The organism is Ilyomonas limi, assembly GCF_005233845.1.
GTDB classification, from domain to species: Bacteria; Bacteroidota; Bacteroidia; order Chitinophagales; family Chitinophagaceae; genus Ilyomonas; species Ilyomonas limi.
Map to the genome: position 1 here is coordinate 1 of NZ_SZQL01000024.1, position 12,495 is coordinate 12,495.

Consider the following 12,495-nt stretch of genomic DNA (forward strand, 5'->3'; position numbering starts at 1 on the left):
GCTACAACCTTTAAAATCAACCGCTTATCATACCGTGAAAGGCGGTTAGGACGAACACTAAATTGTTCAACTTCTTTAGACATATACACCTGATTTTGCGTATAGCCATTTCAGGACAAGACATTTTTTCTTATAAAAGCAAAAGCCCGTTATGGATATAACAGGCTGAATGATTGCTTGTTTTTATGCTACTTATATATTAGACAGTTTACAGGAACGATATACTGATCTCAGCAAATCTTTATCACCTGCATATCCAGTAACTGTCCAAGCTTTTCAATTTTTGAACTGATATGACCAATGCCTATAGCGCAATGGTGCGCAGGCCCCTGCGCATTCCAATCGTTTACGAACTTTCGGGCACCAATGGGAAATTTGTACCGGCTGTTGGTATTTCCTATTTGCAAAATAGGACCAGGTACCGACTCCCCTTCTGCTACCAGCAGCATTAATTTATCCCTTTTTTCTACTACACTCAGCAAGGTCACCGGCCCGTTTTTTACCATCATTTCCACCGATACGCCTTTGCCTACTTTTCCATGATACACTTTTAAAGGTCTCACCTTTGTTTTACCTTCTGCAATGGCTATATGACCAGGTCCATCGTGCCCCATCAATATCACATCTTCATTATAATCCATAGCATAATATTCTGTAAAAGAGCCGCCTGCACCAAAGCTGTCCATAATCTTCATTGCCTGTACATTCTTTATTTCGTACTCCCCAGCTACCGGAATACCTCTTGCCGTAAGCAAAGAATTGCCAAGTATAATAGAACTGATAGCCTCTTCATTTTCAGCATTGCCAGTGCCTTTGTAATAATAAGCCATAGATCCCAGCTTATGCGCTTCCACCAGCCTGTCCAGCGCTACAGAAGTAATAGCCGCTTTCTCCAGTTCTTCTACTGAGCAATCATGTTGCACATCAAATTCCTGGTAAAAAAGCTGTATTCTTTCTTTTATTTGTTGCGCGTTAACTTCTTTGCGTAAGGCTGCCAATTGCTCTACTTCCAACAGTTCAATGTGCCCGCCAAAATGTGCATATTGTTGGGTAAGATCGGTATAAATATCCAGCATGCCGCTATAGTAATGCCCCATACAGCCCAGCCGGTTGTAAAACATGATATTGGCAACTTTAGCTGCAGTTATCCATTCTTCTATTTCTGTCCAGCATGGCGGATCGTCATGCAGTATGCCGGTAACCTGGTGGAATTGTATGCCGGTACGGTTAAATACATTGGCTATTTCCGGCACCGGGCAGGCAGAACAAAAAGCCAGCCATTCACCTGTCATATCAGTCCTGCTGGGCATCGCATTAAAGGCCTCATAATCAATGGCAGGTTCGGGTGCAAGATTTAATATAATAACCGGCACTTTAGCCCGTTGTACTACAGGCAATACGGTAGAAGATAGAGCATAGGTGCTAACGTATAAAAAGATGATATCCACGTCTTCCTGTTTAAACCTGCGCCCGGCTTCAAAAGCCTTATCAGCAGTGTCCACCAGTCCCGCATTGATGATATATGGATGAATATTCGAGAGTTTTTCTTCAACAATTTGCAGATAACCTTCCAGCCTTTGCTGCAAACCCGAAAACTGCGGCCAGTATGTATCCAGCCCGATACCAAAAAGCCCTATTTTTAAAGATGAAACAGCCATTATTATTGCGGGATATTCCCTGTTATAAGCGTTAATTATTGTGTTGATTTCAGAGGAAGAGTTTTTGATTAATCATATTATGCAGAGGCTTTGATACAAACTTCTTTATGTAGCCTTTCCCTGTGAAATATACCATACCGAAACTATAATGCAAGTGTTGATTACAGCTAAGTTTCCTTATGACAATGCATCGCTTGTTAATCATTTCAGTATAACAAAAATAGGTTTGCTCTTTTACTTGATAAGTATTCCCTTTGAGATATGAACTATAATTTTTGATATATTTTTTCACAGGCAATGAACTTTTCTTATAATTGTTAAACTGCAAATTATGCTCAACTATTACCGCTACCTGCCATTAAGTGATCTGGATGAACAGTGGGGATTATCTGTTCTTAATGCAGGCTGTACCAGTATAAAACCTAATCAGTTATACCCATATAAAGAACATCCTGCGCATCATTATTTTAGTTGGGAAAATGGTCGCATATTGAATGAATATCAACTGGTATATATTACCTGTGGCGAAGGTATATTTGAATCATCAAGTATGGGAAAAACAACAGTAAAAGAAGGTTCGGTTATCCTTTTATTTCCCGGAGAATGGCACCGGTACAAACCCAACGACGATATGGGTTGGGATGAATATTGGGTGGGATTTAAAGGTACTATTGCAGAGAACATTTTTAAGGAAAGCTTTTTCGCTCGTAAAGAGGCGGTGCTGTTTATAGGATTTAAAGAAGGAATTGTTACTTTACTTACAGAGATAATGGAGCAGACAAAAAAAGAAAAACCCGGGTACCAGCCGCTTATCTCCGGTGCCGTTTTGTATATGCTTGGTAAAATACATACTATTTGTAAGCAACAACAAATTCAACAGGAAGATAATGTTCACCTGATAATCAACAAGGCTATTCTATTGCTGCGAAACAGGATGGACGAGCAGATAGTAATGCAAAACATAGCTGCAGAATTGCAGGTGAGTTATGCGTGGTTCAGGAAGATGTTTAAACTATACACAGGCATGGCACCACAACAGTATCTTATTCAATTAAAAATTGAAAAAGCAAAAATGCTTTTAAACGACTTAAACAGATCAGTAAAAGAGATAGCCTATGAACTAAACTTTGAATATCCACTCAACTTTTCCAAGCTGTTTAAGGAAAAGGTAGGACTTTCCCCCGAGCAATACCGCAAAAAGTTTATAATAATCAATGAAGCCGGTGCTGTTACATCTGGCAAACCAAGTAAGCAATAAACGGTTAAAGATTGAGCTTACCCGACCGTAGAGCAGATGTATTGTAAGCAGTTATCAGTGAAATATAATTTAATCTTCGCGGATCAATTTCCAACCATTTCAACACCTAAGCGTAAGTCCTTCCACTTTATAAACGTACAATCCCATTCTATACTATTATTCAGGTACTTACACTGCCGAATTCTTATTGCTTTTGTTCCTCGTTTGTCGTATGTGCTAATGGCTTTCCTGCATTTTCCTGACGATTTCTTCTCCTTATCTCTCCATTTATTTACCAACAGAAATATTTATAAGCTGCCCTTTTAAAAACTTGATATCTAAAGGCCAATGTGCGGTTGTGCCTGTCCTTACAACCTTGCCCCATTTAGTTTGGGGCTAAGGTCTTAAGTCTGTCAAAAGAGTATGCCTTGAGCACATATTGCCTCATGGCAATAGTTCTTGATAGCGCGCTCTTCTTCTGTTACTTTTTGCTTTAAATTGAAGCTGCTAACGGTCAGCTATAGTCAAACGCAGCGATTGACTGTTTATTAATATCAATTCCATGCATAAAGCCTGGTTATAATAACCGCACTGACTTACCCGTACGGGCTGATTCATCGGCTGCAAAAATAACCCGGTGAGTAGTAAGGGCGTCGTTAAGACTGGTAAGCGGCATTTCCACATTCTCTTCAATAGCATCGAAGAATGCCTGAAATTGCCTTTGATAAGGATGGTCGGAAACATCACCGGAATCAAGCATTTTTACCCCCAATGTACTCCACTGGTGCCGTTCGGTTCCAAGCTTCATCGAATGAAATTTATTATCGAGCAAACTGCCTTCGCTACCGCATAAATGCGTATGAAAATAATAGGGCTGTAAACAGTCTATGATGGCTGCACATTTACCAATACGGCCACTGCTGAATTTAAGGATGGTTACGCTGCTGGTGGAGTACTCATAAGGCTCAAAAACCTTGCTTGCGGATTTGGTATGGTAGCTGCTTACCTCGGCAACGTCGTTACCCATGCACAGCAGCAGTGCATCCAGCGCATGACAACCAGCAGTAAGCAGTGCGCTGCCGCCCGCCTCTTTACGGATATTCCACCGGAAAGGACTGTACCAGGGACCAATACCATGGTAATAATCAATTTCTCCATAATGCAGATCTCCAAGCAATCCCTGGTCCAACACCGCTTTGGTGGCAATAAACTGGCTTGAATAACGGCATTCAAAACAAATACAAGTTTTAACGCCGGCCTTATCAACGGCCGCTTTGATAGCATCGCAATCTGCTTCGGTAAGCGCCAACGGCTTTTCGATGATCAAGTGTTTGCCTGCGGCGGCAGCCGCAACAGCGTGGTCTTTGTGCTGAAACGGATAACTACATACGGAAACAATATCGAGTTCCTCATCAGACAACATTAAATTCAAGTCCGTATAAGTCTTGATCGGTGTACCCCACCTTTCACTTAGTTCCGCAGCATTTTGCGGGCGGGAAGAGTAGATAGCCGTTACCTGAGCGTTGGATGTGGCATTGATAGCCTGGATATGGGCTGAGGCCACCCATCCATACCCAATAATGCCTACGTTGTATTTTTTCATACATGCAAATTAGTTCATTCGTTTTTTGTCCCAAATCCCCTGCTGCTCCTTTTCCAAAAAAAGACCGGATCGAAACCTTTAAAAGAAAACACGTCGCCTGCACCGCTTTGCACTTATACCAAAGTTCATTTTACAGTAAAGATAAGACTGCCTTCCAGCCTTATCTTATAAAACCCGGACTCAAGCGGGAAACCGTAAGATTATTCAAGAGAACAAAGCGTAAAAAGTAAAACCAATTGCTTTGCCGAAAATTTTTACGGTATTCAAAAAGTGCCACCCCTTTGACTTGCTTGAATTGACGGGCAATATTTTTTAGCATCGCTTAATTCCGGCTCTTATGCAATCTCCTTAATTGCTATATCATCTCCAACAATTTTTCTGCAAACTTTTCTATCCGAATGTTATAGATGTATTTATAAACGGGATATCCGGGGATTTGGATGAAACGTTTCTCCAGAAACCTTCTCAACAGAGGCATGTTCTTAAGAATCTGATCTATTTTTAGATTTTTATTAAGATACGAATGAATGTATTTCAAAGCACTCACTATATAATTGTCATCCATGGAAGAAATATCAGTGGAAGAACGGGTATTAACGTGTATAGGTTTTATGGTTATAGCTTGAAAATATTTTTTGTTTTTTGTAATCATTGCCTGAAATTGTATCTAAAACAATGCGTGCAAATCAGCGCTATTTATCGCTTGATATTTTCGGAGTTTCAACTGTCGCTTTTATTTTCTTTTGGTCAATCGCCTGCCGGTTTGAAAAAAACTTACATCAAGGTATAATGCAGATTATGTAACCGTTAAAACAAAAGCATGAAAACAGCAATTGCAATAGGCGCTCACCCCGATGACATAGAATTCATGATGGCAGGAACTTTATTGCTGCTAAAAAAACAGGGGTTTGAAATCCATTATCTCAATCTTTCTACCGGCAACCTGGGCACTACTGAATATGACGCTGAAAGTATAAAAAATATAAGGCTTGGGGAAGCAAAAAGCGCTGCAGCAATATTAGGGGCACATTTTCATCCTCCTTTTTGCAACGACCTCGAAATATTTTATGATGAAAAGACATTACGGCGAATGGCAGCCATCATTAGAGAAGTAAAGCCAACAATCGTTTTAACGCATTCGCCGGTAGATTATATGGAAGATCACACCAATACCAGCCGGCTTGCCGTAACCGCAAGCTTCGCAAGGGGAATGCCCAATTTTCATTCTATTCCTGAACGAAGTGCAGATAACTATAATTGCACTGTCTATCACGCTTTGCCGCATGGTTTAAAAGATCCTTTGCGAAAAACAGTAACTGCCGGTGCTTTTGTAAATACCACTTCAGTTCATCAACAAAAATTAGAAGCATTAAAGGCACATCAAAGTCAGCAAAACTGGCTGGATGTAAGCCAAAAGCTAAACTCCTATTTACAAACCATGGAAGATTTTTCTTTAAAAACAGGACAGATGTCGCAGAAATTTAAATATGCGGAAGGCTGGCGCAGGCATTTGCATTATGGCTTTTGCGGGCAGGATGACGATCCGTTAAAAGTATTAGGTAATGATTATGTCGTGAGTGAAGAATACGAACGAACGCTTGATCAATTTTAAAATCATTAATTCAACTATACTATGCCAAGAAAGTTAAGTTCAATAGCGCCGGGTTGGTGGGATTATACCACGCTGGATACAGCAATCATAAAAGAAGTAGCATCATTAACGCCGGAAGATTTAATGCAACTTTCGCGCCCGGGTTTTAAGGTGGTCATGTACAATACCCTCGAAGAGTTTTATCTCGCCGAAGCATTGGAATACATTAACGCCTGGAAGGAATCAACACCGGACAATCCTGCAGGTATTTGCGGCCCGATTGGACCTACAGAGCAATTACCACTTGTAGCAAGAATTGTAAACGATTTGGGCATACCGGTACAATCGGCACATTTCTGGGGAATGGATGAATGGTTTATGGATGGAAAAGAGGTGTCGCCGAATCATCCTTTATCCTTTGAAAGAGCAGATAGGGAGTTATGTTTTAACCGTATCAGAAAAGACCTGGTAATGCCGGATGAAAATTTACACTTTCCAAAAGGAGATACAACAGCTTACCAGAAAAGCTGGGAAGGTGTTCGCTGCGCGGTAATGCAGGGTGGGCAGGGCGATATAAAACACTGGGCATTTAATGATCCTCCAAAACGGGAAGGCAATTATATAGAGGAGCCGCCTTCTGCAGAAGAATATAGAAAGTTAACCACCCGTGTTGTTGACCTGCATCCTATTACCATTGCGCAGAATGCAAGAACATCGGGCGGCGGAAATATTACTATCGTTCCTACACAGGCCATAACAGTGGGACCTTTTGAAACGTGGAAGGCAGAAAAAGTATCTATCTGGCATGCGGGCATGCATGATAATCCGTTTGGTCAGCGACTCACCACTTTTATGATCGCTAAAAATATTGTTGATACTTCCGTTCCTATGTCATTACTGGCCGATCATCCGAATGTTCAATTCAATTTTTACAGGCCCGGTTTAGGAACCTGTGAAGTAACCATGCATTAATTTATTCACAAATGAAAAGGTAATATTACGGCAAACACTACCCGCACCCAGCATCAATATGGCTCTATGATCATCATTGGGTCATTGTTCTTTGCATTTGGTTTTATTACCTGGGCTTATCGGTATTATGAGCCAAACTTTACCGATGCAATGCTGCTGCGCCGCACTCTTGTATAACTCTTGTACAACAGCAGGTCATGAGCTGTTGCTGCCGGCTACAAGCATTGCCCGTAGCTTATGGTTCGAAGCGCTAAGCTCCTAATGTATTGAACATAAAAGTGAGTGATACACCCAAGATGCTATACGTATAAAAGCCGGGAACGAAAGGGTGTGATGCAAATAGAAATTATTTTCTACTTAATGTTAAGTGTTATCTCATTTTCTTTCCTTAGAAAATCAGCTTGTGCTGATAGGGTTACAGCATCTGTAAGGATCGCTTCATCGGGCACAGTCTGGAGCGGCGTAATACAGGAAGTGCTTTTTTCGCGGAACGGCACATTGTAACTTAAATTATAAGCGGAAATAAATGACCAGCGTGGCTTGTCAGATAGATTACCTTCTGACATGTGCAGGATGTTGCTATGAAAGAAAAGTACATCACCGGGATTCAACTCTGCATAAACCAGTTCACATCTCTTTAATGCTTCTTCCACAAAAGGCATATCTGCACCTTGTTGCTCGCCAACAAAATTATGTTCAAACCTCCCCATCTTGTGCGAACCTTTCAATACCTGCAAGCAGCCGTTTTCTTTTGTTGCCTGTGTAAGTGCAAGCATCACACTGATGAGTGCATCAGGATAAAGAAAACCATTCTTATACCAGTAGCCATAGTCCTGGTGCCATTCCCACGCACCACCAACCTTTGGCTCTTTCTGCATGAGTTTTGAATGAAAGTGGCAAACTTCGCCTTCTCCCAGCAAAGCCTGTACAGCGCTTACCAGGCTTTCACTTCTAACCAGTAACCCAAAATTATCATCACCTGGGGTGAACCATAGCGTTAGTCTGGTACTCTTTCCGGATTGGTCATTAAGGTCCCAGGCATTACTAAGGAGTGCGTCATCTTTTGTTGCATGATCGTACAGCAAGGCTACTTCTTCCGCATTAAGGAAATTACGGATAATTAAGTACCCATCCTCGTTATACTGCGCCTTTTGGGAGGCTGATAATTGTATGTTATTCATATCGCAGGTTTTCGGTATCAAATGTATTATTTCTACATTAGTACATGAAAAATAAATATACAAGTTACGCGAAGGGGCTTTTACTGAAAATGCATCTATTTCCATTCGATAATTAAAAACACTTATCTGCCACTAAAATAATAAAGCATCCTACATTTGATAACATTACCTTTTTAGTTGCCTTAACTGTTTAGAGCATACACAGCGGATGAGCAGATTCCAAAAAAGGTTAACCAAAAAGAGTAGCAGAAAAAGGTCAAAGGCTGCAAGACAAATCATTACTTAACGAACATAACAAATAGATGACGCTTAATACACTGGATATAGTTGTTATTATTCTTTTCTTTTTAAGCATGGTAGTGATAGGTATTTTGTCGTATTTCAAAAGTAAAAATGCGGAAGATTATTTTGTTGCGGGCGGAAAGCTTCCGTGGTGGTTAGCAGGAATTTCTCATCATGTGTCAGGACATAGCGGGGCAGTATTTGTTGCCTATGCAGCAGTGGCTTATACACATGGTTTCACGATGTATATGTGGTGGGCTTTTCCGGTAGCGGTTGTTATAACAGGCACTTCCAACATATTTCCGGTATATTGGTTTCGCTTACGAAGAGAATTGGGGATACAATCACCGCTCGAATATTTAAAGATCCGATACAACCTGTTAACACAGCAAATTGTAGCTTGGAGTGGCGTACTGCTGAAAGTATTTGATGTTGGAGCCAAATGGGCAGCAATAGGTATTTTGCTGCATGTAGTGGCAGGTATATCAATGACCACAGGTATTATTATTTCAGGCGTAGTCACTTTAATTTATGTCACTTTCGGAGGTTTGTGGGGTGTAATTGTTACTGATTTTATTCAATTTCTTGTTCAGATAATCGGGGGTATTGTTATGTTCGTACTGGTTGTAAACCGGCTGGGCGGAGTAAGTGCTGTTACAGGCTTGTGGGATCGTTTGCCGCCAGCGCATAGTCAGCTGTTCAATGCACCTTATACTACAGGTTTTGTAGGCGTTATGTTCTTCATTTATTTTCTAAGTTACAATGGAGGCATCTGGAGCCTTGCTACGAGATATATATCATCACCAAATGAAAAAGAAGCATCCAAAGCGGCCCGCCTGTCGGGCATTTTATACTTCGTTTGGCCGTTAATATTGTTTTTCCCCATGTGGGCTGCTCCGGTTATTTTGCCCGGCTTAAAAACACCAAACGAATCTTACGGCTGGCTGATGCTGGAAATATTGCCACAGGGAATAATAGGGCTGGTGGTAGCCTCCTTATTTGCTGCAACGATGGGAATGACTTCATCGGACGTCAATACGATTGCTGCAGTTATTACAAGAGATATTCTTCCGGTTGTTTCCAATAAGTTTCGAAAGGATAATCATTCGTTGCGAACTGCACGTATAACTACTTTTATATTTACACTTGCAACGATTGCTATTGCGCTTAATTATGAAAGGTTTGGCGGAGTATTAGGACTCATTGTTAATTGGTTCGCAGCATTATTGGGACCCACAGCAATGCCTTTAATTTTTGGTCTGCTGCCCCTGTTTAAATCTTGCGGTCCAATGGCGGCTATTGCTTCCATTATTGCGGGACTTATTACATTTATCATTACAAAAGATATGAGGTTGAGCAGTCTTGCCCTCGAAGTAGGTTTGCCTACCATTGTTTCCGCAATTGTGTTTATAGGAATAGGACTGATCACGAAAAGAGTTCCGCCCAGTGTAAACAACCTTATTGCTGCACTTAAAAGACCATGACAAAAAAGCTGTTATGCAAGCAAGCATTTATAAAAAGAATAGAACCATTACTGGTATTAATTGCATTACAGGCAAGGCAGCAGCATTGTTTTTTGAAAACGATATTTTAATAGATGTTCTCGAAAAAGAAAGCGGGCAACAGCACCTTCCATTTATAGGCCCCGGTTTAATTGACCTTCAGATAAATGGTATTAACGGAATTGATTTTAATAATCCCGATTTAACACCGCAAGATGTTGTAACCGCAACCTATTATTTATTGAGTAAAGGGATAACCACTTTCCTGCCCACTGTAATCACCAATTCAGATGAAAATATTTGTAAATTGGTGCATACCATTTACACAGCTTGCTTATCCGATCCGGTTGTAAACGATTGTATTTGGGGCATTCATGTAGAAGGGCCTTTCATTTCACCTTTGCCCGGTGCCAAAGGCGCTCACGACGAAAAATATATCAGAGCACCGGATTGGGAAACTTTTCAAAAATTTCAGGCAGCAGCCGGAGGAAAAATAAAACTTACAACGATGGCTCCTGAATGGGAAGGTGCAACTGCATTTATAGAAAAATGCAACACCCACAATATTCTTGTATCCATCGGGCATTCAATGGCTGATTCGGAGCAAATTGCAACAGCGGTTAAGGCAGGTGCCTCTTTAGCTACTCACGTAGGCAATGCAGTTCCGTTACTGTTGCCACGGCATCCAAATATTCTGTTCGATATATTGGCAGAAGAAGCCTTATATGCTTGTCTCATAACTGATGGAATACACATTCCGGGCTCGTTTATAAAAGTAGTAATGAAAAATAAAGGAGACCATACGTTGCTTGTAAGCGATGCTACCTGCTTTGCGGGGATGCCTGCGGGAGAATATCAAAATCATATTGGCGGCACAGTGATAGTGGATAATGAAAAAAGAGTATCGCTGAAAAGTACGCCCGGAATGCTTGCAGGAGCTGCTAAGTCTTTATTAGAAGATGTTGAATATTTAATAAATCAGCATCTTGCATCTGCAGGAGAGAGTTGGAAAATGGCATCAACAAATGTGGCAAAAATGCTTGCAAAAAATGATAAAACCTTTTACAATAAACATGATGATTTAGTAATATTTAAATTTAACGGGAAAGAAATACAGGTTGAAAAAGTAATAAAAAATAAGAGGGTTGTTTTTGAGCGTAATTCTTAAATAATAATACATTTTGCATTTTCTGTACAGACAAATGCAAGTAATTGTAGGTCGCAGATTCCGGACAAAGCGCCCGCAAGTTGTAAGTAATTATGAATTTTGTATCGGGTATAATTCCGGAATGACGTACGGCAACTTATACTTCTATTTAAATTAAAAATTTCAAATAGCGTCAACATCAATTTTTAAACAAATAAAATTTCAACATTGAAAGCAAGAGAATTTGGTTTTGGAATAATTGGAGCAGGAACGATTGCCGACATTCATGCGCTTGCTATTAAAGCTATACCCGATGCCAAGTTGTATGGTGTGTATAGCATTAATAAAAACAAATCGCAGGCGTTTGCAGATAAGCATGATTGCACTTCTTACGATAGTTTGGAGGAAATGCTCAGGATCTCCGAGATAGATATTGTGTGTATTTGTACGCCCTCCGGAATACATCTTGATCCTGCAATCAAATGTATAGAGGCAGGTAAGCATTGTGTGATAGAAAAACCGCTGGAAGTAACGCTCGAAAAGTGTGATAAAATTATTGAAACTGCTTATAAAGCTGGTGTAAAAACCGCTGTAATTTTTCCATCCCGTTTTTATGAGTCCAGTAAACAGATTAAAAAAGCCATTGATGAAAAAAGATTTGGCAATCTGGTACTCGGCGATGCATATGTAAAATGGAGCAGAAGCGAGGCATATTATCAATCTGCACACTGGAGAGGAACGTGGGAACTGGATGGCGGCGGAGCCTTAATGAATCAAGGTATTCACTCTGTTGATTTACTGCAATGGTACATGGGACCTGTTGAGTCGGTGCAATCGGTATCAGCCAATATTAAACACAAAGGGATTGAAGTGGAAGATACGATTGTTTCTGCTGTAAAATTCAGGAATGGAGCACTGGGAACAATAGAATGCTCGACTGCTGTTTTTCCCGGTGCTTTTAAACGAATAGAAATAATGGGTACAACAGGTACTGCTATTCTTGAGGAAAGTAACCTGATAAAATGGCAATTTGAAAAAGCAGCGAGTGACGATGAAAGGATAATACATAACATGCAAGGCGGCAATGTTTCGCATGGCGGTGTTTCCAATCCTGCTGATATCAGTTTTGCAGGCCATCAAAGCCAATTGGAAGATATGATACGTTCCATTGAAACAGGTAAAAAGCCATTCATTGATGCAATAGAAGGTCGCAAACCGGTAGAGATTGTGCTGGCGATGTATAAAAGTGCACATACCGGGCAAAAAGTTACATTATCAAACGATTGAAAATTTTAACCTCTTTTGGAAATCTAAAAGTATAA

The 12,495-nt window shown here is 40.5% G+C and carries 9 protein-coding genes; 6 read left to right on the forward strand and 3 right to left on the reverse strand.

All coding sequences use genetic code 11. The features are described from left to right. Positions 1–230: 230 nt before the first annotated feature. On the reverse strand, positions 231–1,658 hold the full coding sequence (locus tag FC093_RS20780; protein ID WP_137263739.1) for an arabinose isomerase: 1,428 nt from the start codon (positions 1,656–1,658) through the stop codon (positions 231–233). A gap of 331 nt (positions 1,659–1,989) precedes the next feature. Here FC093_RS20780 and FC093_RS20785 point away from each other — a divergent pair, with 331 nt between their 5' ends. Further along, positions 1,990–2,916: an AraC family transcriptional regulator gene (locus FC093_RS20785; RefSeq protein WP_137263740.1), complete on the forward strand. Its 927-nt coding sequence runs from the start codon at positions 1,990–1,992 to the stop codon at positions 2,914–2,916. 556 nt (positions 2,917–3,472) lie between these two features. On the opposite strand, the gene FC093_RS20790 is transcribed toward FC093_RS20785, so the two are convergent. Then, entirely contained in the window at positions 3,473–4,498 is a 1,026-nt protein-coding gene (locus FC093_RS20790; protein WP_137263741.1) for a Gfo/Idh/MocA family protein, read from the reverse strand. An 820-nt stretch (positions 4,499–5,318) separates the two neighbouring features. On the opposite strand from FC093_RS20790, the gene FC093_RS20795 reads away from it, so the two are divergent. Together FC093_RS20795 and FC093_RS20800 are read left to right on the forward strand one after the other, a co-directional pair. Then, positions 5,319–6,110, forward strand: a complete 792-nt coding sequence (locus tag FC093_RS20795) for a PIG-L deacetylase family protein (protein WP_137263742.1) — start codon at positions 5,319–5,321, stop codon at positions 6,108–6,110. A gap of 21 nt (positions 6,111–6,131) precedes the next feature. Next, the gene (locus tag FC093_RS20800; RefSeq protein ID WP_137263743.1) at positions 6,132–7,061 is read left to right on the forward strand and encodes a sugar phosphate isomerase family; all 930 of its coding nucleotides are present in this window, start codon (positions 6,132–6,134) and stop codon (positions 7,059–7,061) included. Between the two features lie 353 nt (positions 7,062–7,414). Here the strand turns inward: FC093_RS20800 and FC093_RS20805 are convergent, their stop codons facing one another. Next, positions 7,415–8,242 (reverse strand): phytanoyl-CoA dioxygenase family protein, encoded by an 828-nt coding sequence (locus FC093_RS20805; protein WP_137263744.1) that lies wholly within the window; start codon positions 8,240–8,242, stop codon positions 7,415–7,417. A gap of 302 nt (positions 8,243–8,544) precedes the next feature. Here FC093_RS20805 and FC093_RS20810 point away from each other — a divergent pair, with 302 nt between their 5' ends. From FC093_RS20810 to FC093_RS20820, 3 genes are all read left to right on the forward strand, one after another. After that, positions 8,545–10,008 (forward strand): sodium:solute symporter family protein, encoded by a 1,464-nt coding sequence (locus FC093_RS20810; RefSeq protein ID WP_137263745.1) that lies wholly within the window; start codon positions 8,545–8,547, stop codon positions 10,006–10,008. A gap of 13 nt (positions 10,009–10,021) precedes the next feature. Continuing rightward, the gene (locus FC093_RS20815; protein ID WP_137263746.1) at positions 10,022–11,194 is read left to right on the forward strand and encodes an N-acetylglucosamine-6-phosphate deacetylase; all 1,173 of its coding nucleotides are present in this window, start codon (positions 10,022–10,024) and stop codon (positions 11,192–11,194) included. 207 nt (positions 11,195–11,401) lie between these two features. Next, on the forward strand, positions 11,402–12,460 hold the full coding sequence (locus FC093_RS20820; protein ID WP_240743395.1) for a Gfo/Idh/MocA family protein: 1,059 nt from the start codon (positions 11,402–11,404) through the stop codon (positions 12,458–12,460). Positions 12,461–12,495: the final 35 nt, after the last annotated feature.

Bases quoted from the DNA above. Each gene is read 5' to 3' on its own strand.
- FC093_RS20780 (WP_137263739.1), bottom strand. From the start codon at position 1,658: ATGGCTGTTTCATCTTTAAAAATAGGGCTTTTTGGTATCGGGCTGGAT.
- FC093_RS20785 (WP_137263740.1), top strand. From the start codon at position 1,990: ATGCTCAACTATTACCGCTACCTGCCATTAAGTGATCTGGATGAACAG.
- FC093_RS20790 (WP_137263741.1), bottom strand. From the start codon at position 4,498: ATGAAAAAATACAACGTAGGCATTATTGGGTATGGATGGGTGGCCTCA.
- FC093_RS20795 (WP_137263742.1), top strand. From the start codon at position 5,319: ATGAAAACAGCAATTGCAATAGGCGCTCACCCCGATGACATAGAATTC.
- FC093_RS20800 (WP_137263743.1), top strand. From the start codon at position 6,132: ATGCCAAGAAAGTTAAGTTCAATAGCGCCGGGTTGGTGGGATTATACC.
- FC093_RS20805 (WP_137263744.1), bottom strand. From the start codon at position 8,242: ATGAATAACATACAATTATCAGCCTCCCAAAAGGCGCAGTATAACGAG.
- FC093_RS20810 (WP_137263745.1), top strand. From the start codon at position 8,545: ATGACGCTTAATACACTGGATATAGTTGTTATTATTCTTTTCTTTTTA.
- FC093_RS20815 (WP_137263746.1), top strand. From the start codon at position 10,022: ATGCAAGCAAGCATTTATAAAAAGAATAGAACCATTACTGGTATTAAT.